Origin of the sequence: Rhizobium sp. RHZ02 (assembly GCF_014851575.1) — a bacterium.
In the GTDB taxonomy this organism is placed as follows: domain Bacteria; phylum Pseudomonadota; class Alphaproteobacteria; order Rhizobiales; family Rhizobiaceae; genus Rhizobium; species Rhizobium altiplani.
Map to the genome: position 1 here is coordinate 46,460 of NZ_JACUZX010000008.1, position 26,088 is coordinate 72,547.

A 26,088-nucleotide genomic window follows, 5' to 3' on the forward strand; every position below is an offset into this window, starting at 1 on the left:
CATCGCGGTGGCCGGTGCTGTTTTCGGAGGCTCGTGGGAGCGCGTCTGGCGCCATCATTGCAATGGCGCCAAAGGAAATCTCCCCGCAGATAGTCCCGCCGCCGGTCGAACTGAAGGGCGCTGATTGGAACGCAGTGTTCCAAATTTGGAACGAAATCTTGTTCGTGGCGGTTGGCATCATCTGCCGGGACAGGTAAGCGATAACGGGCCGCCGGCCTGTCGTGCTTACTGAAAGGGGTGCCCCATGCTCAATGCAGAGGGTGTTTTCCAGGATCTGAACGATTTCGTCTATTTTGCCGCAGTTGTTCGTCACAACGGCTTTTCCGCCGCCGGGCGGGTGCTGAACATGCCGAAATCAAAGCTCAGCCGGCACATCACTGCGCTGGAGACGCGGCTTGGTGTCAGGCTGCTCGAGCGAACGGTCAACCGGTTCCGGGTGACGGAAATCGGACGCGCCTTCTACAATCACTGCGAAAACATGCTGCGCGAAGCCGATCGCGCCGCCAAGGCGATCAACGATGCAACCGGCGAGCCACAGGGGCAAATCCGCATAAGCGTGCCGCACGGATTGCTGGACGGCTCTCTTGGCACCATGATCCCGGAGTTTCTCAATAGATACCCCAAGGTGCAGCTGCAGATACTCACCACGGATCGGCGAGTCGACATCATCGATGAGCGCCTTGATCTTGCAGTTCGGGCGCAATTGACCGAGGAGACCGATTCTGAACTGACGATGCGAGTGCTCAGCAAGGTGGATTTGATCCTTGTGGCCAACCAGAAGGTTGCGAGCTCGCTGCCGTCGATCGAAGGCGTCGAATGTCTTGCCGATGCACCAACGGTATCGTTTGCCGGGCCGATGACGGAGTGGCAGGATTTGGATGTCTGGGAATTCACCGGACCGGATGGCACTCGATACCGGCACCAGCACAAGCCACGCATGAGTTGCCGCAGCGTGTCGGCGATTCTAGAGGCTATCTATGCCGGGGTCGGGGTAGGGCTTTTGCCCGACCACATCTGCGCCGAGGGGATACGCGACGGCCGGTTGGTCCGCCTTCTGCCGGATTACCGGATGTCGCAGGCCACGATCTATCTCGTCTTTACGGCCTCTCGAGGACTGCCGACTGCGGTTCGGGCGCTCGTCGACTTTCTCGTGGAACAGTTCCGAACGCTGCGCGTCACCACGCAGTGCCAGGAGGCCGACATGCAGGCGCAGCGGCTTATCGAGTTGTCCGGCGCTTAGCCCGCGCCCGAGCGCAGCGACGCCGATCTTCGCCATTCGCCGCGCCCTAGAGAAGCTGTCGACAGTCGGCTCGAAATTATTCCCGGCGGCAATTCTCTTGCCTATCGCCGATCCTGCCTAATCTTAAGTTGAAGAGGGATGTCGGTCCAAGCCGCCTCCGTTCGTCCTTGGACGCGCAACAACGCTAAGGGAGAAAAACATGTCCTATGTCGATGGGTTCGTCGTGGCTGTGCCGCAGAAGAACATCGAGGCGTACAAGGCCTTTTCCGCCACCACCGGCGCAGTCTGGAAGTCCTATGGGGCCAAGGAATATGTCGAATGCATCGCCGATGATGTGCCATATGGGGAACTGACCTCGTTTCCCCGTGCGGTCCAGGCGGCAGATGATGAAGTCGTGATCTTTTCCTGGATCGTCTATAGCTCACGCCAGGACCGGGACGACATCATGAAGAAGGTGATGGCAGACCCGCGCCTTCAAGGCGACGCGTGGAAGTCCATCTTCGATGGCAAACGGATGATTTTCGGTGGATTCGTTCCCTTCCTGCAGCTTTGAGAGTTCGGAGGAAATGCGGTACTGACATAAGGTCAGCCGAACGTCTCGTCTCGCAAGAGATATGCAAGTGGAACATCGTTCATGCCCCAGAAGATCATCAGCATTTCCACCAGGGGGCAAGGATTTTACGAGTTTACAGCAGAAGCAGCATCTTTCGTTCGCGCCACTGGCGCGGCCGAAGGGCTGCTGACGGTTTTCGTGCGCCACACCTCATGCTCGCTGCTCATCCAGGAAAACGCCGACCCGGATGTTCGCACCGACCTCGACGGATTCTTCCGTCGATTGGTGCCACCCAGTTCCGATCCTTCGATGCGTTGGATTGTCCATACGACGGAGGGTCCCGACGATATGCCCGCGCATATCAAAGCCGCGTTGACGCAGGTTTCCATCGGCGTTCCGGTTATCGGCGGTCGGCTCGCACTCGGCACATGGCAAGGAATCTACCTGTTCGAACACCGCGACAGGCCGCATCGGCGCGAGATCGTGCTGCATCTCGGCGGCTGAACCTGAACTGAACGGCCAGTTCGAAGATCATTCATTTTCATAGGGTTATGGTCTGCACAATCCCGTACGGGAGATGTAAGCAACCATTTAGAGAGTCGTATCATGACCCATTTCATCACCAAGGCTTCCTTTGCCGCTCTTATCGCATTGGCCTCGATTCCGTTCGCTACGCCGAATGCCTCGGCTTCGGAATGGGGACGTCCACCAGTCCATGTTCAGCACCGTCCAATGCATGCCTGCTCGCCCGTGCAGGCGGTTCAGAAGGCACGTTGGTCGGGTCTGCGCTCAGCGCGCGTCACCAACGTTACGCCGCGCCGTGTCGTCGTTTCGGGCCGCGACCATCGCGGCTGGGACCAGATGGTCTTCGCCAACGTTCGCGGTTGCCCCGTGATCCGCCGCTAAATGACTTCGTCCACAATGGCGCCCTCGGCTTGCCTTGCCCGCGCCATTTTCGGCCTGCTCTGTGCGAATCGCATATGAATGCGCAAATCCGGAAGGGTTGGACCTGACCTTGCCGGCAAGAGTGTAGCGAATGGGGAAGGCCTTTGCCGTACCCGAGGGAGAATTTCGATGATGCAATTTCTGGCCAAGGCCGGCCTTGCGACGTTGCTCGTTGTCGGCACGGTTGCCGGGGTGACTGCGCCGGCTTCCGCCCAGGTAGACGTCTATATTGGTAGTGGCCGCCCGCCACCGCCTCCGGGTTACTACCGCCCGCCACCGCCCGACTATAACCGCCCGCCGCCGCGTGGCCGCGGCTGTGACCCGCGGCTGGCAGAAGACATCGCACGTGACTACGGCTTCCGTCGTGCACGTGTGGTCGACGTCACGCCTCGCCGTGTGATCGTCGAGGGCTGGACGCGCCGCGGCGCGGACGAAATCAGCTTCGCCAACGCCCGCGGCTGCCCGGTCCTGCGCCGCTGACGGCGACGATCGCCAGACCCTGAGAAAATAGAAAACCGCCTTCGCAAACGTCTTTCGACTTCGGCAAGGGCGGTTTCTTTTTAGGCTTGAGGAATCGCGTGCGAAGCCGTTTGAGCCGGTTGCTCAATGTCGCCGGTCTCGTCGGTTGAGGTCGCAAGCGACGCCTGATTGTCAGCGGAAACGACCGCCCGCGGCAGCGGCGTGCCGCGTTTCTTTTCACGAGCCAGCGTCAGCAAGCCCGAGCAGATGATGAGAACGATGCCGGCAGCCATAGCAAGGTCGATGGCGTCGTCGAAGATCAAATATCCGAACGCGATGGCCCAAAGCATCTGGCTATACTGCGGAGGGGCAACGAGATTGGCCGGCGCTAGCCGGGCCGCGGTCATCAGCATGACGTTGCCCGCCCCACCGAGCAGGCCGTAGCTTGCAATGAACAGCCATTGGCGCGGAGTTGGAACGACCATCTCCGAGAGCATCAATATGCCGCTGACGGCAAGTGTGCCAAGCAGCGCTGCACCGTACAGCGACAGGCGCTTTTCGGCGGGCCCCATCTTTCGCATGATGACGATCGAGATTGCCGCAACCAGGCCGCCGATTGCCGCCGCAAGGTGACCAGCGGACAACTCGCGAAAACCCGGACGCAGCACGATCAGAACGCCGATGAAACCGACGACCACGGCCGCCCAGCGCTGCCAGCGCACATCTTCGCCGAGAAAGATGACTGACAGAATAGTTACGAAGGACGGCAGAAGAAACAGCAGACAGAAAGCCTCGGCCATCGGGAGCTTTGTGAATGTAATGATCGAAGCTATTGCTCCTATCGCGCCGCAAAAGAATCTCATCAGCCACAGAGTACGGTTCGTGCTCCGGACGATATCGAGCCAGGAATCGTCCCTGCCTTTGATGAAGGGGAGCGCGGCGCAACCGAACAGCGCGCCGATGAAGGCGATCTGATAGGCGGGTACGCCGCCATGCAGGATCTTGATCGATGCGTCACTGAACGCGAACACGGCATAGGCGCCAAACGCGATGAGAACACCGCGCGTTGCTGAAGAGAGGGCTGTCATGAATCAGATTCGTCCGGGAGGAGAGTCTTCCAACTTTTACGGACAGCTGGCGGCAAAGCGATTGCCGATTGCGAATAGCTGCCATGCGCAATCGCAAGCCCAGGCTCTCACCGGCCTTCAGGTCGCATATACCTCCAGCGGGCTCTGCAACCGCCGTCGAAGGAAATCCGCGAGCAGCGGTTGCTGCCCTTTCAGGATCTTTTGCTCCGCATCCGGTAGTGTGAACCATTCGGCTCGGTCGACTTCGGGAAATTCCGCCATCACGCCGGAGCGCGGCGGCCACTCCATCTGAAAGTGATTGCTGGCAATGGCTTTGAGATCGGTGTCGGCCTCGATGGCCCAGGCGACGACAATCTTGCCACCGGGTTGTTTGTATTCCCCGAGATGGTGAAAACTGCCTTCGACGTCTACGCCCAACTCCTCGCGGGTTTCACGTCTTGCGGCATCAAGCTCATCTTCGTCCTCTTCCACGAGGCCCTTGGGGATCGACCACGCGCCGATGTCCTTCTTAGCCCAGTAGGGGCCTCCGGGATGAACCAGGAGGACCTCGTAGCTACCATCGCGGAGGCGGTAGATCAGCAGGCCTGCACTCCGCTTGGCCATCTCGACTGCATCCTTTTGCTCTGGGAGGAACGCTGGGCGTGAAGGCCCAGCGTCCTGCTTTTAATTTGGGGTCTGGCGAAGGGCCACGCCATAGTCGCGGTAAACGCTCAGGCAATCGGTATAGCTAAGCGAGCCGTTCTCGCCGTAAATGACATGGGCGCTGGACGCGCTGGTTGCCGCTTCCTCCGATACGAAAAGGATCGCCTCGCCAAGTGATTTTCCCGTGATCGGGAGTTCGGTGCCATCTTCCTGCATGATACCTTCAATGATTGCCGCTATCTGGCGGTGGCTAAAGACCGCCCGTCTGTCTTCCGGTGTCATCGTTCTTACCTCTGCTTGAAATCAATGGATCTATCTGCCCAGCCGAAGCGGTTTCATGACTTCGTGCGCAGCTCTGGTCGACATAGCTGCTCCGCTCGTCGGAATGCCCTAACAATGAGGGGCGGCAGGCGCGTTACCTGACCATCGCCCGATATCGCCGTGTGCGCAAACCGCAGCTGCCGGCCGACTTGGGTCACGACCGCAATAGGTCGTGATAGGAACTAGATAGAGTCGGATCATCGACCGACAAGGTGGCTGGCGATAACTATCACCATCTAGTGACACAGTGCTCCGTCCCGGCCATCACGATTGCGTTTGGCAATCGGCATGCGTGTCACTATATCGACGCTCACCACAAAAACAGAAGCGACACGGACATGTTTCAAGCTGCGACCATTAATTCCGCCAACAAGGCCGATTTTTACGGGGAGCTCAGCCAGCAACTGAAGGGCTTGCTGCACGGTGAAAGCGATACGATCGCCAACGCCGCGAACACCTCGGCTCTCATGTTCGAAATGATGCCGGATCTGAATTGGGCTGGCTTTTACTTCCTGAAGTCGGACAGCGAGCTGGTCCTCGGGCCGTTCCAGGGTAAGGCGGCATGTGTCCGCATTGCCGTTGGCCGGGGAGTTTGCGGGTCGGCTGTGGAGAAGGGGACTTCGATCCTCGTGGAGGACGTGCATGCATTTCCCGGGCATATCGCCTGCGATGCTGCGTCCCGTTCGGAACTCGTCGTGCCGCTCCATCACAACGGCAAGATCCTCGGTGTCATCGACCTCGACAGCCCGACTGCGTCCCGCTTCGACGCTGAAGATCAGGCCGGTGTCGAGGCTATAGCGCGGATTTTCGTCGAGGCGAGCTACTGAACCCTTTCGGGCTCAGTGATATTTCTCCCGCTCGCGAACGAGGATTGCCGGAGCATTCAGCCCGGCAATCGATTGGTTGACATCCGCCGGGATATCTCCTGTCAGCTGGAGATCGAGGTAACGCGCGCAGCACACCCTCAGGAAAGACGTGAAGTTCCCGAGATCGTGGCCGGCATCGATGGATTCGTGATGCAACCTGGTAATCAGCTGCGTAACGTTCATGCGGTCTCGCCTGGCGATCTCTTCCAGTTTCGACCAGAAGAAGTTTTCCAGTCGAACGCTTGTCACCATGCCATCAATCCGCAACGATCGAGTCGTGCTCTCCCAGAGCTTCGCGTCCGCCTTGATGAACAGCTCGCACATCTCGTCTCTCCCTCCGTCTCCTCAGGCGGCGTCCGTTTGTAGCAGCGCCGATGCGTCCAGCACAGCCATGAATTGCCGTAACCAGGAGGGATGTGCCGGCCATGCCGGTGCGGTGACGAGGTTGCTGTCCGAGACCGCGTCGCTGATGGCGATATCCGCGTAAATGCCGCCGGCGAGTTCGACTTCCGGGCGGCAAGCGGGATAGGCCGAGCAGGTGCGGCCCTTGAGGACACCGGCTGCGGCAAGGAGCTGAGCGCCGTGGCAGATCGCCGCTACAGGCTTGCCGGCCTCGAAGAAGTGCCGGACGGCTTTGATGACATCAGGGTTGAGGCGCAGATACTCGGGCGCGCGACCGCCAGGGATCACGAGCGCGTCGTAATCTTCAGCGCGAATACTGGAGAAGGTTGCGTTGAGCGCGAAGTTGTGACCGCGCTTCTCGGAATAGGTCTGATCGCCTTCGAAATCATGGATAGCGGTCGCGACTGTCTCGCCGGCATTCTTGCCGGGGCACGTAGCGTGAACCGTATAGCCGCAGGCGAGCAGCGTCTGGAATGGGACCATCGTTTCATAGTCCTCGGTGAAGTCGCCGGTAATCATCAGAATCTTCGAAGCTGGCATCTGTTTCCTCCCAAAACCAACGGGAGGAGCTTAGCAAGGCAGGCGAGCGAACGGGTACTAAGGGAATACTACAGCCGAGATTCCGATGAGGCCGCGCGCGCAAAAAGCAAAGGGGAAGCACCGGTCGAGCGCGTCCCCGTCTGTTCTATTGCCAGGCAGACAAAAAAAGTCGCTATTGCTTCTTCTTTTTTGCCTCGTCGTCCATCAGTTCATACCACATGGCGTTGAGGACGGCGAAGGCGGCGGCCAGAGGCAAGCCGAGGATCCATGCGAAGTACCACATCGTCTTTCTCCTTTAATAAGCGTGGCCGCTCTTGTCGTTGACCGTCCCTTCATCGACCTTGCCCCAGAGAACTTTGTAGACCCAGGAAGTGTAGGCGATGATTATCGGTAGAAAAATCAGCGACACGACAAGCATGACGAATAGCGTCGTGTGGCTCGACGAGGCATCCCACACCGTCAGGCTCGAGTTTGGCTCGAGCGAGGAGGGCAGGATGAACGGGAACATCGAGAGACCGACGGTCGAGATGATTCCGAAGATCGAGAGCTTGCTGAAAAGCAGCGTTGCGACTTCCCACTTCGCCCGCATGGCGACAAAGGCTGCCGCGGCTCCAAGGAAGCCCAGGACCGGCGCAATCATCATCCACGGATAGGTGCCGTAGTTGGCCAGCCACGAGCCGTCATGCGCTGCCGTCTTGAGGAGCGGATTCGACGGACCGGCCGGATCGATCTCGCTGGTGATACTGTAGCCGTTTACACCAAGCGCCAAAAAAACTCCGCCGAGCGCGAAGAGGGCGAGCACGCCAAGCGCGGCCAGGCTGCCGTAGCTTCTTGCACGCCCCGCGACCGGACCGCTGGCTTTCAGGACCAGCCAGGCTGCACCGTGCATGACGAGCATGGCGACCGAAAGCAGGCCGCAAAGCAGCGCGTATGGGTTCAGCAACCCGAAGAACGACCCCTCGTAGAAGATGCGCATGTCAGCCGGATCGAAGCGGAAGGGTACGCCCTGCAGCACGTTGCCGACGGCTACGCCGAAGATTAGCGACGGAACGAAACCGCCGATGAACAGCGCCCAGTCCCAGTTGTTGCGCCAGCGGGCGCTCTCGCGCTTCGAGCGATATTTGAAGCCGACCGGCCTCAGGATGAGCGCGAGGAGGATCGCGAACATCGCGAGGTAAAAGCCGGAGAACGAGACCGCGTAAAGCGGCGGCCAGGCAGCGAAGATCGCGCCGCCGCCGAGGATCAGCCAGACCTGGTTTCCTTCCCAGACAGGGCCGATCGTGTTGATGGCGATACGGCGCTCCGTATCCGTCTTTGCGACGAAGGGCAGCAACGTGCCGACGCCAAGGTCGAAGCCATCCGTGGCGGCAAAGCCGATCAGGATCACGCCGAGAAGCAGCCACCAGATCAAGCGCAGGATTTCGTAGTCTATGAGTTCGTGCAGGATCATGATCGTTACTCCGCGGCTGGAACGAGGGTTTCGGAGATCAGCTCGGCTTCCGGCTCATTGTCCGGCTCAGGTCCCTTTTGGATGGCTCTGATCATCAGCGTCATCTCGACGACGATCAGCACTGTATAGAGCGCGGCAAAGCCGCAGATCGTCAGCAGAACCGTGCTTGCGCCAAGGCTCGACACGGCCATTGCGGTCGGCAGCACACCTTCAATGACCCATGGCTGGCGGCCGATCTCGGCGACGACCCAGCCTGCTTCAATGGCAAGCCAGGGAAGCGGGATGGCGAAGACAGCGATCATCAGCAGCAGTGGATACTTATCCAGGTGGCGCCGTGCCGACAGCCAGAAGAAGGTCGCCGTCAGGACGATGAAGAACATGCCGAGCCCGACCATGACGCGGAACGACCAGAAGAGCGTCGGCACATGCGGAACGGTGTCGCGCGCGGCCTGGGTGATCTGGGCATCAGTCGCATGGCGCGGATCGTCGACATAGCGCTTCAGAAGAAGGGCATAGCCAAGCTCATGCCCCAGTTCCTCGAAAGAGGTGCGGAGTTGAAGTGCAACCGCGTCCGGCGTTGCGGCGGCACGGATCTGCATCAGCGCGTCGTAAGCCTTGATGCCGTCGCGGATACGCCCTTCAGCCTCCCGTTCCAGCTGGTCGATACCGGGTATTTCCGTCGTCAGCGAGCGTGTGCCGATCAGACCCATGACCCAGGGAATGTGAACGGCGAAATGTGTCTCGCGCGCGTCCTGATCGGGGAAGCCGAAGGCGGTGAAGGCGGCAGGCGCCGGTTCCGTCTTCCACATTGCCTCGATGGCGGCGAGCTTCATCTTCTGGTTTTCGGTTGCGAGGTAACCGCTTTCATCGCCGAGGACGACGACCGACAGTGCCGAGGCAAGGCCGAAGGACGCGGCAACCGTCATAGAGCGCTTCGCCATTTCGAGGTGGCGGCCCTTGAGGACGTACCAGGCCGAAACACCGAGAACGAAGATCGACGCGCAGACATAGCCGGCCGAGACGGTATGGACGAACTTCGCCTGGGCGACGGGGTTGAAGACCACGTCGAAGAAGCTGGTGATTTCCATGCGCATTGTCTGCGGATTGAGCGCCGAGCCGACCGGGTTCTGCATCCAGCCGTTGGCGACGAGAATCCATAGCGCCGAGAAATTGGAACCGAGTGCCACACACCATGTCGCCATTAGGTGACCGACCCTCGACAGCTTGTCCCATCCGAAGAAAAACAGGCCAACGAAGGTTGCCTCAAGGAAGAAGGCCATCAGCCCCTCGATTGCGAGCGGGGCACCAAAGATATCGCCGACATAGTAGCTGTAATAGCTCCAGTTCATCCCAAACTGGAATTCCATGACGATGCCGGTGGCGACACCGATCGCGAAGTTGATGCCGAAGAGTATGCCCCAGAACTTCGTCATCTGTCGCCAGATGTGGCGGCCCGTCATGACGTAGACGGTCTCCATGATGGCGAGCAGCACGGAGAGTCCGAGCGTCAAGGGTACGAATAAAAAGTGGTAAAGCGCGGTCAGCGCGAATTGGAAGCGCGATAGCGCGACGATGTCTAGTTCCATTGTTTTTCTCCCACGGCCCCATGGGGTATGAAGAGTTTCCGCCAAACCGGATTGCCTGGCGGCCATGTCGTGTGACTCAGTCCGGTCTCAGCCGGTTCAAAGCCTTTTCGAACGCCGTCTCTCCACGGCGTGAAACTTCTGTGATGCGACCATCCTCCATGACCGCGATGGCATCGGCTATCGCGGCTTCGCGACGGATATGTGTGGCGATGACGAGCGAGCGTCCGTTCGCCTTCTCCACCAGACGGCGGATGACGTCGCGCGCGGTGGCGCCATCGAGACCTTCCGTCGGCTCATCCAGCAGCCAGAGCGGCGTGTCGCGCAGGAAGAGGCGGGCGAGGGCAAGGCGGCGCGACTGACCACCCGAGAGCCCCATGCCGCCTTCGCCAAGCGGCGTGTCGAGGCCGCGCGGCAAAGCTGCGACATCCTGCAAGAGGCCCGCCGCGGCGAGCGCCTCGCGCAGGGCGGTGTCTGGTGCATCGGGGCTTGCAAGCAGGAGATTGCCGCGAAGGCTATCTTGGAAAAGCTCCGTTCGCTGCGTCAGCAGGGTGGCGTCGAGGCACTCGACGCTTCCTTGGCTGGCGCGCATTTCGGCTGCGAGGAGGGAAAGAAGTGTTGATTTTCCGGCGCCGCTGGTGCCAACTAGGGTGAGCTTCTCCCCCAATTGCAGATCGAGATCGATATTGTGAAGCACGGGTGTTTCCGTGTCGTGTCCCGCGCTGACGCGGCTCAGGCGAAGCGCAAAGCCGGGAAGTGGCGCGGCGCTGTGGTGTAGTTCTTCATCATCTGCCGACAGGCGGGGCGCGATGCGGCGGGCAGCCATAAGCGTACGGCCAAGTTCCATCGCCCCACGGCGCAAGGCACCAAAGGGCTCGACAGCGGCGAAGGCGATCAGGATTCCAAGCACGGCGACTGGTGGGCTGACTGCGCCCCCATGGGCCAATGCCGCGACTGCCAGCAGCGCACCGGTCAGCAACGCAGTGGCGGTGAAACCGAGGCCGATTGTGATGCCGGCTTCGATGCGGTTTAGGCGGTCGTCGGCGGCCGCGGCGTAGTGGTCGGCATCGGCAATCGCCGTACGCTGCGCGTCGAGGCGTCCGGCCATCAGCAAGTCGGTCTGCCCGGCAACGAGATCGATGGTGCGGGCGCGAATGGCTTCGATGCCGTGGGTGCGTCGACGGACGTGCTTCGTTGCCCGGCGTCCAGCAAACAGCGGAATGCCGAGACCTGCGACGAGCAAGACACTGCCGGCAGCCAGTCCAAAAAGCCGATCCATGAGACCAAGCGCGACGCTTGTTGCAAACGCTGCGACAATAGCGACGCCCGCGGGTACCAGCACGCGTAGGTAAAGGGAATCGAGTGCATCAATGTCGCCCGTCAGGCGGAAGAGCAGGCGGGCCGGTCGGCGTGCGAGCTCGCGTGCGGCACCGGGCGCGGCCCATCCACGGAACAGCCGTTCGCGCAGAGCTGCGAGGACGCTCAGCGTTGCGTCATGAGTGGCCAGCCGTTCGCCGTAGCGTGAGGCGGTTCGGCCGAGTGCAAGCAGGCGAATGCCGGCCGATGGCATGAAGATGTCGAAGGCGGCAATCGTTGCGGCCGAAAGTCCGGCGATGCCGGTTGCGGTGATGAACCAGCCGGAGAGGCCGAGCAGGGCAATCCCCGCGGAAACGGTGGTCGCGGAAAGTGCGGCCCCAAGAAGCAGACCGCGGCGGCGTGCGGTCAGGAAAAGCCTAACGATCGGCTTGAGGCTGGAAAGCGATGTGCTCACTCGGCGGCCTCCCGTGCAATTTCGCGATCAAGGACGACCGTCCGGCCCATGCGTGCGGCAAGCTGTGGGTCATGGGTTGCGACGACAAGGGTGCGGCCCTTGGCCAGAGCGAGCAGGCTCTCGGTGATGTCGCGTGCGGTTTCGGCGTCGAGATGGGCGGTCGGCTCGTCCGCAAGTACGATGCAGCCCTCCGCATTACAGGCGGCGCGGGCGATGGCGATGCGCAGGGCTTCGCCGCCGGACACTCCCGTGCCTCCATCGCCAAGCGGACCGCGAGCGTGGCTGCGGGCGAAGCGGCCGAGCTTTGCGAGATCAAGGGCTCTTGCCACGGCCTGCATGGAGACGCCGGGCCGGCCGAGCGAAATGTTACCGGCGACCGTGCCGGCAAAAATATGCGGCTTCTGGCCGACCCAGGAGATCTTGGCCTGAAGGGCGGGGCTGGCTGGTTGTCCGTCGAGGGTGACGCCGCCGGTCTCACAGGCGGCGTGGCCGGCGATCAGTGCGAGCAGGGTCGATTTGCCGGAGCCGCTGGCGCCGAGCAAAGCAACATGCTCGCCGGGGCGAATGCTCAAATTGAAGGTATCGATGGCGGCGTTGCTGCCCTCGCTGTAGCGGAAGCCGATATTCTCCAGGCGGATGGCACCAGCTGCAGTTTGGGGTGCGGATTTATCGCTTACGATGGGCAGTTGGAGTCCATCCGCACTCAGCGCTTCGATCGCCTTGGTCGCCGCTTCGCCGGCGGCACGGTCATGCCAGACAGCCGAGAGCTCGCGCAGCGGCTCGAAGAAGGCGGGTGCAAGCAGCAACACGAAGAGACCGCTCGTCAGGTCGAAACCACTGGCCCAGGCACCGAAACGGATCTCGCCGAGCAGGGAGAAGCCGACATAGACGGCGACCAGCGCGACGCCCAGCGCAGCGAAAAGCTCGAGAACCGCCGACGACAGGAAGGCGATTTTCAGAACGGCCATGGTGCGGGCCTTCAGCGAGTCTGCATCGGCTCTGAGCCTCGTCGCGGTGGCATCGACGGCACGAAGCGAACGGATCGTGGCCATGCCACGCAGGCGATCGAGGAGGAAACCGTTAAGGCCGCCAGTCGCCGCCAACTGCTTCTCACTCGCCGCCTGCGCACGCCAGCCGATCAATGCCATGAAGATCGGGATCAGCGGCATGGCAAAAAGGAGAATGAGAGCTGCAATCCAGGAAATGGGGAACACGCAGGCAAGGATGACAAGCGGCACTGCACTCGCCTTGAAGCGGGCGGGTTGGAAGCGCGAGAGATAGGGAACGATCATATCGGCTTGCTCGCCGATGATGCTTGCGGCTTCGCCGGAGCTAGGTCTTTTGCTGTCGATCGGCGAGCGTCGGGCGAGGGCTGCGACGGCCAGTTCACGCCGCATCGACAATTCGGCGCGCGCTGCGCGAAATGCCATACGGCCACCGGTGGCCTCGAGGCAGCTTTTTACTATCCCGAGCAGTGCAATATAGATGGCGAGCCACAAGACGTCGTTGAAGCCGCCACCGTTCGCGATGCGGCCGACTGCCGTTGCGAGAAGCGCTGCCTGCGGGATCCAGATGAGCGATGCCAGGGTCTGGACAGCCGCTGCCTTGCGTAGCCCACCATGTCTGGGCACAGGTTTCGACGGCTTGCCGAAAGCCTGCTTTCCGTTTGCGTCTAAGCAAGCACTTGCCATAGCGCTAACTCTTGTTCGCAGGATTGGGCCGGCGGCCGCGGCCGAGCGAAACGACTCGGTCCTTGGCCTCTAGCAGCTTCGTCACTTTCGCACCTAAGGAGAGTAACGTTGCAAGCCGCTCTGTTTCAAGTTGTTTTACGTCTTCGTACCAATGCGTTAGCTGCTCGATCAGGGCGTGCATCTCGCTCATGCGCTCTTGGGCATGGCGCTCGGCATCGCTTGCCGGGCGCTGCATCAGGATTTCCCGCAGCACCGAGAGCGTCGGATCGACCTCGCGTTTCTTGCGCTCTTCCGCCAGCGTTCGCAGGATCTGCCAAACGTCGTCCGGGGTGGTGAAGAAGTCGCGCCGGTCATCCGGCTTGTGTTTCAGCAGGACGAGGTTCCAAGTCTGCAGTTCGCGCAGGCTCATCGAGACGTTCGAGCGCGAAATGCTGAGGGCATCGGCAATTTCCTCGGCACAGAGCGGTGAAGGCGACACGTAGAGCAGGGCGTAGATCTGGCCGACCGTGCGGTTGATGCCCCAGCGCGAGCCCATTTCACCGAAATGCAGAACAAAGGATTGAACCAGCGGTGGGAGATTCATATCGGTCTCCGTAATGTCTGTAATTTCAGAAATTTCTGAAATCACTATAATCCGGTCGGCTGTCTGGGCAATCGGCAAGTGAGGCCTGCGGCAATTTGGTGCCTCGATAGGGGTCAGGAAGCAGAAGCCGGCCGATCGCTGGGGAACGGCGTAGCGCGCCGCTGCATCGTGACACTTTGACCACGATCAAGAAATTGCTGTTCTCTCGCCATGGCCGTGGTCTATGCTTTTGCGCGGAGCTGATTTTGATGCGCAAAGACATACATAATTCAAACATACCAGTGCGTTGCATGAGCTGTGAGATCCGCCACAAGGGCGTGTGCGGTGCGCTCAGCGCTGAGGAGCTGCTGATGCTTTCCGCGCATACACGCCTGGTCAATTATCAATCCGGCGACGAGCTCGCCGGCGAGAAGATGCCGGCCGAATCCTATGCCACCGTGATCCGCGGCGTCGTGAAGCTTACTAAGAGGCTGGAAGACGGACGACAGCAGATCGTCGGCCTGCAGTTCGCTCCTGACCTTCTCGGCAGGCTCAATGCGAATGAGAATGCCGTGTCGGTGGAGGCTGCCTCCGACGTCAACCTCTGTCGCATTCCGAAGGCCGCGCTGGAGCGCATGGTCAAGAGTAATCCCGCACTGGCCGAGCGGCTGATGGCGCAGGCGCTGCGTGAGCTGGACGAAGCGCGGGACTGGATGGTAACGCTCGGACGCAAGACGGCCGCCGAGAAGGTTGCTAGTTTCCTGTTGCTGATCGCCACCCATCTCGATCCCGAAACTGTCGGCGAAAAGCGCCGGTTCGAGCTGCCTTTGTCGCGGGCCGACATTGCCGACTTCCTGGGGCTGACCGTCGAAACGGTTTCCCGCCAGCTGTCGAAGCTGAGAACCGACGGCGTGATCTCGATCGTCGCCAACAGGCATATCGAGGTGCCGAAGCTGTCAAAGCTCAAGGCCTGTTGCGGCTCCTGACGATCCCTGTGCGGCATTCTTGAATGCAGGTTGCCGAGCAAGCCCATTCCGTGCAGGAGTGATGGTTCACCTCGTTCGAGAAGAGATCTGCATGTCTGCCTTGGCCAATCCGCTTGTTTCCCGCCTGTCTCCGCCACCCATTCCCTCGGTTCTCGCCTGGGCTCGCGAATACAAGGGCGGCAAAGGTCCACTGGTCGATCTCTCGCAGGCGGTGCCCGGTTATCCAGCCCATCCCGAAATGTTGCGGCTGCTCGGCGAAGCGGCATCTTCGCCGAAGACGACGGGCTATGGGCCGATCGAGGGCGAGGGCGTGCTGAGAGACGCCTATGCCCGGCATATGTCTGACGTCTATGGGGCGTCCGTTGCTGCCGCCAATATCCATATCACTGCGGGCTGCAACCAGGCCTTCATGTCGGTGGCCATCGCGCTCGTCGGTTCCGGCGATACCGTGGCGCTGACCAACCCGTTCTATTTCAATCAGGAGACGACGCTGTCGATGCTCGGCATCAAGCGCGTTCTCGTCGACTGCAATACGGAAAATGGCTTCCTGCCTGAGGTGCAGCCGGCCGAAAAGGCGCTCGCGGCCGGCGCCAAGGTCTTGGCGGTGGTCACGCCGAACAATCCGACGGGCGCTGTCTATCCGCATGAATTGCTGCTGGAACTGTTTAACCTCTGCCGCAAGCATGGGGCGTGGCTGATCGTCGACGAAACCTATCGCGACTTCCTTCCCGAAGGCTATGGCGCCCCGCATCCGTTGCTTGGCATCCCCGGCTGGGAAGACACGCTGATCCTGCTCTACAGCTTCTCGAAGTCCTTCTGCATTCCCGGCCATCGTCTCGGAGCGATCACCGCCGGCGTTAACGTCGTTGCCGAGATTACCAAGGTCATGGACAACATGCAGATCTGCGCGCCGCGCGCTGCGCAGGTTGCCGTTGCCGAGGCAATGCCGATCCTTGCGGACTGGCGGGCGGGAAATCGCCTGGAGATTGCGCGCCGCGCGGATGCGTTGCGAGCCGTCATGTCCAGATTGCCTGGCTGGGAGATCGGTGCGCTTGGCGCCTATTTCGCGTTCATTCGCCACCCGTTCGCGGAGCTCAGCTCAGCCGCTGTCGCAGAGCGTCTGGCGAAGGAGGCCGGTGTTGTTTGCCTACCTGGGAGCTATTTCGGGGAGGGGCAGGAGCACTATCTCCGCCTGGCTTTCGCCAATGCCGATGCGGCTTCGATCGGTTTGCTCGCGGATCGTCTTCGGTAGTTTTGAAATGATGAAGGCCCGCGCTAGCGGGCCTGCATTGTTCAACTCCTGTGGCGTATCGAAGCGGATGTCCCATCCGTCGTCACCCCGGCCCATGAGCCAGGGTCCAGCGCGCGCAAGTCCTTGCGCGCGAAAGATCTTTTCGCACCGCGGACGCCGTGCGGCTGGATGCCGGCTCAAGGCCGGCATGACGGAGACAGTCGTATGAATGTCCGCATCAAGGTGCCTGGCTTTTTCGCAGGTGCCTTTGTCAGACCACGACGGTCAGCGGCGGTATCCGCTTGTCTGCCGGGCTATCCTGCTCGGAGGCCTCCAGCAGATTGAGCTCCCGCCGCTCCTTCTCCGACACGATCGCAAGGTCGAGGACCTTCTGCAGATTGGCGGCGTGGCGGAAGGTCGGGTCGTCCTGCTTTCCGGTTCTGACGGCTTCCGCAAAGCGCTGATAGTTGGTCAGAACAGCCGGGACCTCGATGTCGCGCCAGGTGGCGGTCTCGATATCCTCGCCGAAGCAGCCGCGCAGTTCGGAACCGTCAGGGCGATGGATGACCTCAAGGCTGCCCTTTTCGCCATAGACGCGAAGTTTCAGCTCATTGAGATGGCCGGTTGCCCAGCGGGTCGCATGGATGACGCCGAGTGCACCATTGGTGAAATCGACCGACATGGTGAAGCTGTCGTTGGCATCCAGCAGGTACTCGCCGATCTGGCCGCCCGGTGCCTTGTTAAAGGTCTTAAGGCGGGCAAAGACGTGGTCGATATCGGTCGCCGCGCCATAGGCGGCGAAGTCGAGGATGTGGATGCCGACGTCGCCGAGCACGCCGTTCGAGCCGTGACCGGTCGACAGGCGCCACAGCCAGCGCGATTCCGTGCGCCAGTCGCCCCAGGCGCGCGAGACCAGCCAGCTTTGCAGGTAGGAGGCCTCGACGTGCCTGATGGTGCCGAGTTCTCCCGCCAATACCATTTCGCGGGCCCGCTGCAGCGGAGCGACGTTGCGATAGGTGAGGTTGACCATGTTGATGACGCCGGCAGCCTCTGCCGCTTCCGTCATCTCCAAGGCGTGGTCGTAATGCTCGGCTAGCGGCTTTTCGCAGAAGACGTGCTTGCCGGCTGATATCAGCGCCAGGCTCGTCGCGTGGTGGATGCGATCAGGCGTGACGTTGGTGGCCGCGTCGAATTCACCCCATGCGATCGCTTCCTCGAGCGTCTGGAAGCGCTTCTCGATGTGGAAGTGATCGGCAAATTCGGTGAGGCGCGCCGGGTCGGTATCGACGGCGCCGACAACTTCCACGCCGTCGATGGCGAGGAAGTTGGCAACCTGGTTTCTGGCCATCGAGCCGGTGCCAAGAACGAGTAGTCGCATATGTGTGCTCCTCAGCGGTAACCGGCTTCGCCGGCCTGATGCAGTCGCGGGCCGCGTTCGACGATCGGCTCGAGAGCCTTTTCGACCGGAACATTCGGGGCATCGGTGATGCTCTTCAGATCGCCCTGTGGGTTATAAGCCCATTTCACGCCGTTGATGAGTACCTTCTGAACGTTGGCATCATGATAGGTCGGATAGGTTTCGTGGCCAGGGCGGAAGTAGAAAATGTTACCGGCGCCACGACGCCAGGTAAGTCCCGAACGGAAGACTTCGCCGCCCTGGAACCAGGAGATGAAGACGGTTTCCAGCGGCTCCGGCACGGAGAACTGCTCGCCGTACATTTCCTCGTTCTCGAGAACGAAGTTTTCGTCGATGCCGGCTGCGATCGGGTGGCGCGGGTTGATCGTCCACAGACGCTCGCGCTCGCCGGCTTCGCGCCACTTCAGCGCGCAGGGGGTGCCCATCAGACGCTTGAAGATCTTCGAGAAGTGGCCGGAGTGCAGGACGAGAAGGCCCATGCCTTCCCAGACGCGCTTGGCGACGCGCTCGACGACAACGTCGGAGACCGCGCCGTGATCCTTGTGGCCCCACCAGGTGAGGACATCGGTTTCGGCAAGGCGGGCTTCCGTCAGGCCGTGCTCGGGCTCCTGCAGCGTGGCCGTCGTCGCCTGGATCGCCGGATCGGTATTCAGCGCGTTGGCGATGGTGGTGTGCATGCCTTCGGGATAGATGCCCCGAACGATGGCATTGGTGGTCTCGTGGATGTTTTCACCCCAGACAATGGTGCGAATAGGCAAGGTCTTGCTCCTTCATGCAGATGGTGGATCGACCTCGATGGGAGGCGAGGCGGATCCTGTGGTTTTGGGTAGATGTCAGGCCGCGCCTTTAAGGAACACCCTCTCGAGCGCGCGTCCGGATTGGTCGAAGCGATGAACACGGTCAGCCATCGGGGAAACCCCGAGTTTCTGGCCGGGCTGGTGGCCGGAGACGCCCGTTTCCCGCACGACAAGCGGCTCTGATGTGCCGATGTCGAGATAAACGAAGCTGTCGGAGCCGAGAATTTCGGAATGAATGACGGTGCCGCGCCAGGCGGCGTCCTGCTGAACGATCTCCATATGCTCGGCGCGAACGCCGATGGTGTGGGCATTGTAGGGTGCCGAGAACTCACCGGTCAGGAAGTTCATCTTCGGCGAACCGATGAAGCCGGCGACGAAAACAGAATTCGGCGTCTCGTAGAGTTCGAGTGGCGTGCCGACTTGTTCGACGACGCCGTCCCGCAGAACGCAGATGCGGTCGGCGAGCGTCATCGCCTCGACCTGGTCGTGGGTGACGTAGATCATCGTCGTGCCGTGCATGCTGCGGTGAAGCTTGGCGATCTCCAAACGCGTCGCGACGCGGAGGGCTGCGTCGAGGTTCGACAGCGGCTCGTCGAACAGGAACACCTTGGGATCGCGGACGATGGCGCGACCGATCGCGACACGCTGGCGCTGGCCGCCCGACAGTTGGCGTGGCAGACGCTCCAGGTAGGGCGACAGCTGCAGCATGCCGGCTGCTTGTTCGACACGAGCCTTGCACTCTTCCTTCGTGCGTCCCGAGAGCTTCATTCCGAAGGCCATGTTTTCGAACACGGTCATGTGCGGATAGAGCGCATAGGATTGGAAGACCATGGCGATGCCGCGCTTCGACGGCGCGTAGCGGTTGACCGCCTCGCCATCGAAGGAAAGCGTGCCCGAGGTGATGTCCTCCAGCCCGGAGATCAACCGCAGCAGTGTGGACTTACCGCAGCCGGACGGGCCGACGAAGACCATGAACTCGCCCTTGCGGATATCGAGCGAGACGCCCCTGATGACTTCAAGCGCACCGAAGCTCTTGCGGATATTGTCGAGTCGAATCTGTGCCATATCGTGCTTTCTTCAACCTTTGACGCCGCCGGCGGTCAGGCCGGAAATGATGCGCCGCTGGAATATCAGGACCAGGACAACGACAGGGACCGTAACAATGACGGATGCTGCCATGATGTTGCCCCACGGGATTTCGAACTGGCTGCCGCCCGAAAGCAGGGCAATGGCAACCGGCACCGTTCGCTGAGCGTCCGATGAGGTGAATGTTAGGGCGAAGAGGAATTCGTTCCAGGCTGTAATGAAGGCAAGCAGACCGGTCGTGACTAGAGCCGGCCACATCAGCGGCATGAAAACCTGGGTGATGATGACCCACGGTGAGGCGCCGTCGACGATCGCCGCTTCCTCGATTTCGATCGGCAGATCGCGCATGAAGGTGGTCAGAACCCAGACCGTGAAGGGCAGGGTGAAGATCATATAGGAGAAGATCAGCGCGAAGGGCGTGTTGAAGATGCCGATCCAACGGATCAGCTCGAACAGGCCAGCGAGCACGGCGATCTGCGGGAACATCGAGACCGACAGGATCGTCAGCATCAGCAGCGCGCGGCCGCGGAAATTGACGCGGGCAAGCGCATAGGATGCTGTGACGGCCAGCAGCAGCGAGGCTGCGACAACGAGGATGGCGACGAGCAGCGAGTTTCCGAGGCTGCGGATGAAGCTGCCGGTGGTCAGCACCGACGTGTAGTTGGTGAGCGAGATCGAGGTCGGCCAGTAGTTGACCTCGAAAAGGGCAGTGCCGGCTTTGAAGCTCGTCAGGATCGCATAGTAGAACGGGAAAACCGCGATTATGACGATGACGGTGACGAGCAGATAGAAGAGCGTGTTCTTGGTCAGGGTCAGCAGCATCAGCGGTCGCTCCCACCGAGTTTGACGCGACCGAGCCACATGTAGAGCACGGTGATCGTCGCGATGATAAGGAAGAGCACGGTCGACGCCGTCGCCCCATAGGCGAACTTGTCGAAGTCGAAGAGGTTTTCGCGCGCCATGACGGACATGGTCTTGGTCTGAGCATTGTTCGGCGTCAGCACATAGATCAGGTCGAAGATGCGCAGAGCGTCGAGCATGCGAAAGATCACGGCGACCATGATGGCCGGGCGGACCAGCGGCAGGGTCAGGCGCCAGAATACCTTGATCGGATTGATGCCGTCGATCTTTGCCGCCTCGTAAATATCGGCAGGTACCATCTGCAGACCGGCGAGGATGAGAAGCGCCATGAAAGGCGTCGTCTTCCAGATGTCGACGATCAGCACCGCGATCATTGCCGTCTCGGGATTGGCGGTCCAGGCGATCTTCTGGCTGATCAGGCCCATGCCGAGCAGGATGTCGTTGAGGATGCCGAACTGGTCGTTGAGCATCCAGGCCCACATCTTGGCGGAAACGATTGTCGGGATTGCCCAGGGAATGAGGATGGCGGCCCGGACGATGCCACGGCCAGGGAAATTCGCGTTCAGTACCAGGGCGACGATGAGGCCGAGGATGGTTTCGATGGTCACCGACAGGAACGCGAATTTCATCGTGTTCCAGACCGCCTTCCACCAATTCGGGTCGGCGAGCAGGCCGCTATAGACCGTGCGCCCGCTCTTCAGCGTGATCCAGGAGAGGTAGTTCTTGAAGCCGACGAACTCGGCGCCGCTGAGGTTGGTGAGCGATGCGTTCGTGAAGCTGAAATAGATCGTCCTGAAAAGGGGCCATCCGGCGACGACGGCAAGAATGAACAGGGTGGGGGCCAGGAATATCCAGGCGGAACGGATGCGCTCGGCGCGCAAGTCCGACGAGGTATTGACGGCGCGCGCTCGCGATCCGACGCTTTGGGAAACTGCGGCTTCAGTCATGTGGTACCCGCTTCTTGAGGCGATTGACGGTGGCGTCTCAGGGAAGGGCAGCGGCGGAACGTCCGCCGCTGCCGATGCCTTCGATTACCAGTTCTCGCCCTTCAGCGATGTCAGGTCGGCCTCGAGAAGCTCGAGGTTTTCTGCGGACGTGCCGTTGCCCGAAAGCGAGTTGTGAACGGCGGTCCAGAACTTCGAGGAGACTTCGTTGTACTTGACCTTGGCGGATGCCGACGGACGCGGAACGGCGTTCTGGAAGATTGGTTTCCAGTTCGGCATGAACGGCTGTGCCGTGGCGATGTCCTTGTCGTCATAGAGCGCCGACAGCGTCGGCAGGTTGGAGAGCTCGATCGCCCGCTGTTTCTGGCTCTCCTTGGAGGTCAGGAACTTGGCGAGCGCGATCGCGGCGTCCTGGTTCTCAGAGTATTTGGAGACTGCGAGATTCCAGCCGCCGAGCGTCGATGACGGCGAGTCGCCTTGCTTGGCAACCGGAAGCGTCGTTACATCGAACTTGCCCTTGACGGCACTGTCTGCGCCATTGCCGAGGGAATAGGCATATGGCCAGTTGCGCATGAAGACGGCATTGCCGGTCTGCCAGACGCCGCGGGACTCTTCTTCCTGATAGGCGAGGACGCCGCCGGGCGAGATCGTCCCGATCCATCCCTTGGCGCGGTCAAGCGCTGCCGCGGCATTCTCGTTGTTAATGGAGATCGTGCCGTCCGGTTCGATGATCTGGCCACCGCCCGACGACTTCACCCATTCGAGCGCGTTGCAGGTCAGGCCTTCGTAGGCATTGCCCTGGAAAACATAACCCCAGAGGTCTTTCTGGCCGGCGGCGCGTTCCTTTTCCTGGATTTCCTTGGCGGTTGCCGCCATTTCGTCCCAGGTCTTCGGCGGCTGCTTGCCGTATTTGGCGAGCAGGTCCTTGCGGTAGTAGAGCGCCGGCGCGTCGGTGTAGAGCGGTAGCGCCACGAGGCGACCGTTCACGGTCTGCGAAGCGATGATTGACGGGAAGAAGTCGCCGACGACATCCTTGGCGGCATCCTTCAGGTCGACGAACTGATCCGCCAGCTGCGGCGCCCAGATGACGTCGGTCTGATAGATGTCGACGTCCTTGTTGCCGGCGGCGAGCCACAGGCGGTACTGCGAGAACTGCTCGGTCGAGGAGGACGGCATGGTCACGATGCTGACCTTGTTGCCGGTCTCCTTCTCGAAGGCGTCGAGCTGCTTGCGGAGGAGCTCCAGGTTCTTGCCTGTGGAGCTGGCGGAAATGCTGATATTTGCGGCGAAGGACGGTTGTGCGACGCCAATCAACGCGGCCGCGACGGCGACCGCTGTGAAACGAAACTTCATATCTTCCTCCCAAAAGAACCAAACATTGGAAAAATTGAAAACGGTTTGGCTGGAAAAAGTTGTCAGAAGGTCGATATTGAGTCAAGCGGGCACTCGTGCCAAAGTCGCACAACCGCGATCACATATTGATAACAAAGCAAAATCATAGAGATGCTGCTCAATTTGGTTGTGGGTAAAGGTCGAAATACCTCTTCGGGGAATATCCAAAATTGAAAACGGTTTGGTTGCTTGTAAGCTGCTATGCTTAGTCCATAAGCAAGACCAGCACTTGGCGGCGATCAGCCAGATGGACCAGCACGAAAGACGCAATGTTGAATGAAGCTTAAAGAGTTCGCGAAACAGGTCGGATTGTCTCCAACGACAGTCAGTCGTGCGCTGAGTGGTTATCCTGAGGTGAGCGAGACCACGCGTGCACGCGTTGCGGAAGCCGCCGTCAGACTGGGCTACAGCCCGAACGTCAACGCGGTGCGGCTGAAGACGGGTCGGGCGGGCGCGATCGGCGTGGTGATGGGGCGTGCCGGCGAGTTCCACTTCGCCGAATTCATGGCCGGCATGGCGGAGCGGCTGGTGGCGGAAGAAACCGACATTCTCGTCATCCCGATGGCGGATCCGAACCAGGAAGACGAGATGCAGCTTTACCGCCGACTTGTGGAGAGCCGGCGCGTCGACGCGATCATCGTGCATTCGCCGAAACCGAATGACGAGCGCATCGCGCTGCTCCACGAGCTCGGCATGCCCTTCCTCGTGCATGGCCGGTCGGCCATTGACGTGCCGCACGCCTGGCTTGATATCGATAACGAAGCTGCGATCATGCGCGCGACCTCGCACCTGATCGATCTCGGCCATCGGCGAATTGCGATGATAAACGGTCGGCCGGGCGCGACCTATGCCCTTCACCGGGACAGCGGCTTCCGCAAGGCTCTTCAAAGCCATGGCATCGAGCCCGATCCGCAGCTGATGGCGAGCGGGAATTTCACCGACGAGCTTGGCTTCCGCTTCGCTCGATCTTTCCTCGAACAACCCAACCCGCCAACTGCCTTCGTCGCCGGATCCATGATGACGGCGCTCGGCGTCTATCGGGCGGCCCGCTCGCTCGGGCTGCAGATCGGCCGGGACGTTTCGGTCATCGCTCACGACGACGTCTTTCCGTATCTGACGGCGGACAACATGGTGCCGTCGCTTTCGGCAACGCGGTCTTCGATGCGCGCGGCAGGAACGCGATGCGCCGATCTTGTCCTGCAATTGCTGTCAGGACGGTCTCCGCTGGAGATCCACGAATTGTGGCCCGTCGAACTGATCCTGCGCGAGTCGACGGGGCCGGCCAGGCAGTCTACGTCCTGACGTCATAACTACGGATGCCGCTTCCCCCGGGACGGTTGCTGGTAGAATATCGCGCGTTTTTCCAAAACGATGGAAAGATGATTTCCGCCTCAGCGGAATTTCGGTGCCTCGTTGATTGAGCGGACGGCGCCAAAATCGCATATTGACGGCAGTTGCTCACGCATGTCGACCATCCTCCCGGTCGATGGGCAACTGTTCCCTCTGGAGGTTTTGACCTTCGAACTCCCAGCCACCGTGAATAGCGGTGGCTTTTTTTTGCCTATCGCGCCGTCGACGTGCCTCGGAACATTCGGTTGCGGCCGCTCGTTTCCTCCGGAAGAAGAGTTGAAGGAGAGCGTCATGCAGGTCGTCGGCACGCAGGTCATTCCCGAGAAGGGTGGCAAACTCGGTTTCACAATTGAATTCGTGGGCGATGGAGGGGAGATCGTTTCCGTCCAATTGCGCAATGACGAGAAGCAAACCCTCAACTCAAGGAACGCGGTTGAACGAGCCCAGGCTGTCATGGCGGAGATGGCTACGGCCGACACGGAAGAGGCCAGCGTCGGCCGATTGAAGGCACGGCCGAGCGCTCGTGCCGCCGGCGATCAGACCGCAATGGAAGAACAGCTGGACGAGGGATTGGAAGGCACATTTCCAGCCAGCGACCCAGTCTCGGCAACTGGTTCCAGCATTCCGACCAGATCGGCAAAACACTGAGGACAGCGCCTGAAGGGCGTCGGCGGTTCCGCTTTGGCCCGATCAGGTTGCAAACGAGGAAAAAATCTGGCGCTCGCGGCGGTGCGCCGGAACTTTTTCGCTTCCAATCCATTGAATCCCTTCGTTGCCGAAGCAGGCGGGTGATCAGGTGCCTCAGATCCGGAAAATTGATCGCAAGAGCAAGCAGGTGGATGCCCGGGATAGGCTGATCATCGCGCTTTATGCTCAGCTCAAGGCCGAGCGTCAGACTCGCGAGACGCTGGAATGGGTTATTCGGAATGGGGGACTCTCGGACGAAGTCCTGGAGGCGATCGCGTCCGATCCGGTTCCAGTCGTCACCAGCGACGACATCGCCTCCGTCGAGAAGATCATAGCCATTGACCAGCGACGCAAACGCAAACTGCAAAACGACAACTGAGGGGGAATGTCATGGCAGCGCGGGCAAGCTGGAAAGGCCATCTCAAGGTCGGAGACCTTGTCTGCAGCGTAGGATTATATACGGCGGTTTCGACCTCGGACCGCATCTCGTTCAATATCATCAACCGGAAGACCGGCCATCGGGTGGAACGGCAGTTCGTCGATAGCGAGACGGGCAAGGCGGTTGAGCGGGATGACCAGGTCAAGGGATACCAGCTGGACAATGGCGAATACATCGTCATCGAGGGCGAGGAGATGGCTGGCGTCATGCCGGAAAGCGACAAGGTCCTCAACGTCCAGAATTTCGTACCCTACAGCGAGATCAACAAGCTCTATTTCGACAAGCCCTACTACCTGGCGCCCGTCAGCGAGGATGATGAGGAGGCGCTCGGTCTGATCGCCCGCGCCATGCGCGATCAGAAGGTCGCCGCGATCGCGGAAGCAGTGCTCTTCCGCCGCAACCGTACCGTCCTGATCCGGCCGCAGGACGACTATATCATCGCAACGACGCTGAGCTTCGATTACGAGGTGCGCAAGCCGGAGACGGTCTTCAAGGACATTCCGGAGATGAAATTCGACAAGGAAATGCTCGAACTGGCCGGGCACATCATCGGCACAAAGAAAGGCACCTTCGTTCCACAGGAATACGAGGATCGATACGAGATGGCGCTCTCGGAGCTGGTCAAGGCGAAGATCGAGGGCAGGGAGCTACCGAAGGCCAAGCCGAAGCCGCAGGGCAAGGTCATCGATCTCATGGACGCTCTGCGCCAGAGCGCCAAGCTGAGCGCCAAGCCGCGAGCCGGAAAGGCAGCGCGGGCAGATAGCGGACAGACGAAGGCGAGCTGA

30 protein-coding genes are annotated in these 26,088 nt (G+C 60.7%); 13 read left to right on the top strand and 17 right to left on the bottom strand.

The window, feature by feature from the left end:
• Nucleotides 1-244: 244 nt before the first annotated feature.
• From IB244_RS14620 to IB244_RS14640, 5 genes are all read left to right on the top strand, one after another.
• Nucleotides 245-1,240 carry a LysR substrate-binding domain-containing protein gene (locus IB244_RS14620; protein WP_018857168.1) on the top strand — a complete coding sequence of 332 codons (996 nt, stop codon included), beginning with the start codon at nt 245-247 and terminating at the stop codon, nt 1,238-1,240.
• A 199-nt stretch (nt 1,241-1,439) separates the two neighbouring features.
• Nucleotides 1,440-1,793, top strand: coding sequence for a DUF1428 domain-containing protein (locus tag IB244_RS14625; protein ID WP_018857167.1), 354 nt, complete (start codon nt 1,440-1,442; stop codon nt 1,791-1,793).
• A gap of 81 nt (nt 1,794-1,874) precedes the next feature.
• Nucleotides 1,875-2,297 (top strand): secondary thiamine-phosphate synthase enzyme YjbQ, encoded by a 423-nt coding sequence (locus IB244_RS14630; RefSeq protein WP_018116230.1) that lies wholly within the window; start codon nt 1,875-1,877, stop codon nt 2,295-2,297.
• Between the two features lie 102 nt (nt 2,298-2,399).
• Entirely contained in the window at nt 2,400-2,699 is a 300-nt protein-coding gene (locus tag IB244_RS14635; protein WP_018857165.1) for a hypothetical protein, read from the top strand.
• A 168-nt stretch (nt 2,700-2,867) separates the two neighbouring features.
• The gene (locus IB244_RS14640) at nt 2,868-3,218 is read left to right on the top strand and encodes a hypothetical protein (RefSeq protein ID WP_018116228.1); all 351 of its coding nucleotides are present in this window, start codon (nt 2,868-2,870) and stop codon (nt 3,216-3,218) included.
• An 80-nt stretch (nt 3,219-3,298) separates the two neighbouring features.
• On the opposite strand, the gene IB244_RS14645 is transcribed toward IB244_RS14640, so the two are convergent.
• The 3 genes from IB244_RS14645 to IB244_RS14655 form a co-directional block, all read right to left on the bottom strand.
• On the bottom strand, nt 3,299-4,285 hold the full coding sequence (locus IB244_RS14645; protein WP_112666962.1) for a DMT family transporter: 987 nt from the start codon (nt 4,283-4,285) through the stop codon (nt 3,299-3,301).
• Between the two features lie 117 nt (nt 4,286-4,402).
• Nucleotides 4,403-4,888 (bottom strand): NUDIX domain-containing protein, encoded by a 486-nt coding sequence (locus IB244_RS14650; RefSeq protein ID WP_018857163.1) that lies wholly within the window; start codon nt 4,886-4,888, stop codon nt 4,403-4,405.
• 60 nt (nt 4,889-4,948) lie between these two features.
• Complete coding sequence (locus IB244_RS14655) at nt 4,949-5,209, bottom strand: hypothetical protein (protein ID WP_018116204.1); 261 nt, start codon at nt 5,207-5,209, stop codon at nt 4,949-4,951.
• A 377-nt stretch (nt 5,210-5,586) separates the two neighbouring features.
• On the opposite strand from IB244_RS14655, the gene IB244_RS14660 reads away from it, so the two are divergent.
• Nucleotides 5,587-6,075, top strand: a complete 489-nt coding sequence (locus IB244_RS14660) for a GAF domain-containing protein (RefSeq protein ID WP_018857161.1) — start codon at nt 5,587-5,589, stop codon at nt 6,073-6,075.
• 12 nt (nt 6,076-6,087) lie between these two features.
• On the opposite strand, the gene IB244_RS14665 is transcribed toward IB244_RS14660, so the two are convergent.
• The 8 genes from IB244_RS14665 to IB244_RS14700 form a co-directional block, all read right to left on the bottom strand.
• The gene (locus tag IB244_RS14665) at nt 6,088-6,438 is read right to left on the bottom strand and encodes a ribbon-helix-helix domain-containing protein (protein WP_169681515.1); all 351 of its coding nucleotides are present in this window, start codon (nt 6,436-6,438) and stop codon (nt 6,088-6,090) included.
• Nucleotides 6,439-6,459: 21 nt separating this feature from the next.
• Nucleotides 6,460-7,056, bottom strand: a complete 597-nt coding sequence (locus IB244_RS14670; protein WP_018857159.1) for a DJ-1/PfpI family protein — start codon at nt 7,054-7,056, stop codon at nt 6,460-6,462.
• Nucleotides 7,057-7,228: 172 nt separating this feature from the next.
• A complete protein-coding gene (gene cydX, locus IB244_RS14675) occupies nt 7,229-7,339 on the bottom strand; it encodes a cytochrome bd-I oxidase subunit CydX (RefSeq protein ID WP_018857158.1) in 111 nt (36 codons plus the stop codon).
• A gap of 12 nt (nt 7,340-7,351) precedes the next feature.
• Nucleotides 7,352-8,506, bottom strand: a complete 1,155-nt coding sequence (cydB, locus tag IB244_RS14680; RefSeq protein WP_192304678.1) for a cytochrome d ubiquinol oxidase subunit II — start codon at nt 8,504-8,506, stop codon at nt 7,352-7,354.
• A 5-nt stretch (nt 8,507-8,511) separates the two neighbouring features.
• Nucleotides 8,512-10,092: a cytochrome ubiquinol oxidase subunit I gene (locus IB244_RS14685; RefSeq protein ID WP_192304680.1), complete on the bottom strand. Its 1,581-nt coding sequence runs from the start codon at nt 10,090-10,092 to the stop codon at nt 8,512-8,514.
• A gap of 76 nt (nt 10,093-10,168) precedes the next feature.
• Nucleotides 10,169-11,860, bottom strand: a complete 1,692-nt coding sequence (gene cydC / locus IB244_RS14690) for a thiol reductant ABC exporter subunit CydC (protein ID WP_192304682.1) — start codon at nt 11,858-11,860, stop codon at nt 10,169-10,171.
• Nucleotides 11,857-13,551: a thiol reductant ABC exporter subunit CydD gene (cydD, locus tag IB244_RS14695; RefSeq protein ID WP_018857154.1), complete on the bottom strand. Its 1,695-nt coding sequence runs from the start codon at nt 13,549-13,551 to the stop codon at nt 11,857-11,859. The genes cydC and cydD overlap by 4 nt, the downstream gene beginning before the upstream one ends.
• 4 nt (nt 13,552-13,555) lie before the next feature.
• A complete protein-coding gene (locus IB244_RS14700; protein WP_018857153.1) occupies nt 13,556-14,134 on the bottom strand; it encodes a GbsR/MarR family transcriptional regulator in 579 nt (192 codons plus the stop codon).
• A 290-nt stretch (nt 14,135-14,424) separates the two neighbouring features.
• On the opposite strand from IB244_RS14700, the gene IB244_RS14705 reads away from it, so the two are divergent.
• Together IB244_RS14705 and IB244_RS14710 are read left to right on the top strand one after the other, a co-directional pair.
• A complete protein-coding gene (locus IB244_RS14705; RefSeq protein WP_051085590.1) occupies nt 14,425-15,099 on the top strand; it encodes a Crp/Fnr family transcriptional regulator in 675 nt (224 codons plus the stop codon).
• A 91-nt stretch (nt 15,100-15,190) separates the two neighbouring features.
• Nucleotides 15,191-16,351 carry an aminotransferase gene (locus IB244_RS14710; protein ID WP_192304684.1) on the top strand — a complete coding sequence of 387 codons (1,161 nt, stop codon included), beginning with the start codon at nt 15,191-15,193 and terminating at the stop codon, nt 16,349-16,351.
• Nucleotides 16,352-16,601: 250 nt separating this feature from the next.
• Here the strand turns inward: IB244_RS14710 and IB244_RS14715 are convergent, their stop codons facing one another.
• From IB244_RS14715 to IB244_RS14740, 6 genes are all read right to left on the bottom strand, one after another.
• Nucleotides 16,602-17,708 carry a Gfo/Idh/MocA family protein gene (locus IB244_RS14715; RefSeq protein WP_018857150.1) on the bottom strand — a complete coding sequence of 369 codons (1,107 nt, stop codon included), beginning with the start codon at nt 17,706-17,708 and terminating at the stop codon, nt 16,602-16,604.
• Nucleotides 17,709-17,719: 11 nt separating this feature from the next.
• Complete coding sequence (locus IB244_RS14720) at nt 17,720-18,505, bottom strand: ThuA domain-containing protein (RefSeq protein ID WP_018857149.1); 786 nt, start codon at nt 18,503-18,505, stop codon at nt 17,720-17,722.
• Between the two features lie 75 nt (nt 18,506-18,580).
• A complete protein-coding gene (locus IB244_RS14725) occupies nt 18,581-19,609 on the bottom strand; it encodes an ABC transporter ATP-binding protein (protein ID WP_113471559.1) in 1,029 nt (342 codons plus the stop codon).
• A gap of 12 nt (nt 19,610-19,621) precedes the next feature.
• On the bottom strand, nt 19,622-20,452 hold the full coding sequence (locus IB244_RS14730) for a carbohydrate ABC transporter permease (protein WP_018116605.1): 831 nt from the start codon (nt 20,450-20,452) through the stop codon (nt 19,622-19,624).
• Nucleotides 20,452-21,438 (bottom strand): carbohydrate ABC transporter permease, encoded by a 987-nt coding sequence (locus tag IB244_RS14735; RefSeq protein ID WP_018857147.1) that lies wholly within the window; start codon nt 21,436-21,438, stop codon nt 20,452-20,454. Before IB244_RS14735 ends, IB244_RS14730 begins: the two co-directional genes overlap by 1 nt.
• An 84-nt stretch (nt 21,439-21,522) precedes the next feature.
• A complete protein-coding gene (locus IB244_RS14740; RefSeq protein WP_192304685.1) occupies nt 21,523-22,788 on the bottom strand; it encodes an ABC transporter substrate-binding protein in 1,266 nt (421 codons plus the stop codon).
• Here IB244_RS14740 and IB244_RS33115 point away from each other — a divergent pair.
• The 5 genes from IB244_RS33115 (at nt 22,706) to IB244_RS14760 (ending at nt 26,088) form a co-directional block, all read left to right on the top strand.
• The gene (locus IB244_RS33115; protein ID WP_409564067.1) at nt 22,706-22,936 is read left to right on the top strand and encodes a hypothetical protein; all 231 of its coding nucleotides are present in this window, start codon (nt 22,706-22,708) and stop codon (nt 22,934-22,936) included. The genes IB244_RS14740 and IB244_RS33115 overlap by 83 nt on opposite strands.
• 167 nt (nt 22,937-23,103) lie before the next feature.
• A complete protein-coding gene (locus tag IB244_RS14745) occupies nt 23,104-24,129 on the top strand; it encodes a substrate-binding domain-containing protein (RefSeq protein ID WP_018857145.1) in 1,026 nt (341 codons plus the stop codon).
• Between the two features lie 339 nt (nt 24,130-24,468).
• The gene (locus IB244_RS14750) at nt 24,469-24,825 is read left to right on the top strand and encodes a hypothetical protein (RefSeq protein WP_026371786.1); all 357 of its coding nucleotides are present in this window, start codon (nt 24,469-24,471) and stop codon (nt 24,823-24,825) included.
• 148 nt (nt 24,826-24,973) lie between these two features.
• A complete protein-coding gene (locus tag IB244_RS14755; protein WP_026371785.1) occupies nt 24,974-25,243 on the top strand; it encodes a hypothetical protein in 270 nt (89 codons plus the stop codon).
• An 11-nt stretch (nt 25,244-25,254) separates the two neighbouring features.
• Nucleotides 25,255-26,088 carry a Ku protein gene (locus IB244_RS14760; protein ID WP_018857143.1) on the top strand — a complete coding sequence of 278 codons (834 nt, stop codon included), beginning with the start codon at nt 25,255-25,257 and terminating at the stop codon, nt 26,086-26,088.

Excerpts from the sequence above, each read along its gene's own strand:
- IB244_RS14620 (WP_018857168.1), top strand. The coding sequence starts at position 245 with ATGCTCAATGCAGAGGGTGTTTTCCAGGATCTGAACGATTTCGTCTAT.
- IB244_RS14625 (WP_018857167.1), top strand. The coding sequence starts at position 1,440 with ATGTCCTATGTCGATGGGTTCGTCGTGGCTGTGCCGCAGAAGAACATC.
- IB244_RS14630 (WP_018116230.1), top strand. The coding sequence starts at position 1,875 with ATGCCCCAGAAGATCATCAGCATTTCCACCAGGGGGCAAGGATTTTAC.
- IB244_RS14635 (WP_018857165.1), top strand. The coding sequence starts at position 2,400 with ATGACCCATTTCATCACCAAGGCTTCCTTTGCCGCTCTTATCGCATTG.
- IB244_RS14640 (WP_018116228.1), top strand. The coding sequence starts at position 2,868 with ATGATGCAATTTCTGGCCAAGGCCGGCCTTGCGACGTTGCTCGTTGTC.
- IB244_RS14645 (WP_112666962.1), bottom strand. The coding sequence starts at position 4,285 with ATGACAGCCCTCTCTTCAGCAACGCGCGGTGTTCTCATCGCGTTTGGC.
- IB244_RS14650 (WP_018857163.1), bottom strand. The coding sequence starts at position 4,888 with ATGGCCAAGCGGAGTGCAGGCCTGCTGATCTACCGCCTCCGCGATGGT.
- IB244_RS14655 (WP_018116204.1), bottom strand. The coding sequence starts at position 5,209 with ATGACACCGGAAGACAGACGGGCGGTCTTTAGCCACCGCCAGATAGCG.
- IB244_RS14660 (WP_018857161.1), top strand. The coding sequence starts at position 5,587 with ATGTTTCAAGCTGCGACCATTAATTCCGCCAACAAGGCCGATTTTTAC.
- IB244_RS14665 (WP_169681515.1), bottom strand. The coding sequence starts at position 6,438 with ATGTGCGAGCTGTTCATCAAGGCGGACGCGAAGCTCTGGGAGAGCACG.
- IB244_RS14670 (WP_018857159.1), bottom strand. The coding sequence starts at position 7,056 with ATGCCAGCTTCGAAGATTCTGATGATTACCGGCGACTTCACCGAGGAC.
- cydX (WP_018857158.1), bottom strand. The coding sequence starts at position 7,339 with ATGTGGTACTTCGCATGGATCCTCGGCTTGCCTCTGGCCGCCGCCTTC.
- cydB (WP_192304678.1), bottom strand. The coding sequence starts at position 8,506 with ATGATCCTGCACGAACTCATAGACTACGAAATCCTGCGCTTGATCTGG.
- IB244_RS14685 (WP_192304680.1), bottom strand. The coding sequence starts at position 10,092 with ATGGAACTAGACATCGTCGCGCTATCGCGCTTCCAATTCGCGCTGACC.
- cydD (WP_018857154.1), bottom strand. The coding sequence starts at position 13,551 with ATGGCAAGTGCTTGCTTAGACGCAAACGGAAAGCAGGCTTTCGGCAAG.
- IB244_RS14700 (WP_018857153.1), bottom strand. The coding sequence starts at position 14,134 with ATGAATCTCCCACCGCTGGTTCAATCCTTTGTTCTGCATTTCGGTGAA.
- IB244_RS14705 (WP_051085590.1), top strand. The coding sequence starts at position 14,425 with ATGAGCTGTGAGATCCGCCACAAGGGCGTGTGCGGTGCGCTCAGCGCT.
- IB244_RS14710 (WP_192304684.1), top strand. The coding sequence starts at position 15,191 with ATGTCTGCCTTGGCCAATCCGCTTGTTTCCCGCCTGTCTCCGCCACCC.
- IB244_RS14715 (WP_018857150.1), bottom strand. The coding sequence starts at position 17,708 with ATGCGACTACTCGTTCTTGGCACCGGCTCGATGGCCAGAAACCAGGTT.
- IB244_RS14725 (WP_113471559.1), bottom strand. The coding sequence starts at position 19,609 with ATGGCACAGATTCGACTCGACAATATCCGCAAGAGCTTCGGTGCGCTT.
- IB244_RS14730 (WP_018116605.1), bottom strand. The coding sequence starts at position 20,452 with ATGCTGCTGACCCTGACCAAGAACACGCTCTTCTATCTGCTCGTCACC.
- IB244_RS14735 (WP_018857147.1), bottom strand. The coding sequence starts at position 21,438 with ATGACTGAAGCCGCAGTTTCCCAAAGCGTCGGATCGCGAGCGCGCGCC.
- IB244_RS33115 (WP_409564067.1), top strand. The coding sequence starts at position 22,706 with ATGCTGATATTTGCGGCGAAGGACGGTTGTGCGACGCCAATCAACGCG.
- IB244_RS14740 (WP_192304685.1), bottom strand. The coding sequence starts at position 22,788 with ATGAAGTTTCGTTTCACAGCGGTCGCCGTCGCGGCCGCGTTGATTGGC.
- IB244_RS14745 (WP_018857145.1), top strand. The coding sequence starts at position 23,104 with ATGAAGCTTAAAGAGTTCGCGAAACAGGTCGGATTGTCTCCAACGACA.
- IB244_RS14750 (WP_026371786.1), top strand. The coding sequence starts at position 24,469 with ATGCAGGTCGTCGGCACGCAGGTCATTCCCGAGAAGGGTGGCAAACTC.
- IB244_RS14760 (WP_018857143.1), top strand. The coding sequence starts at position 25,255 with ATGGCAGCGCGGGCAAGCTGGAAAGGCCATCTCAAGGTCGGAGACCTT.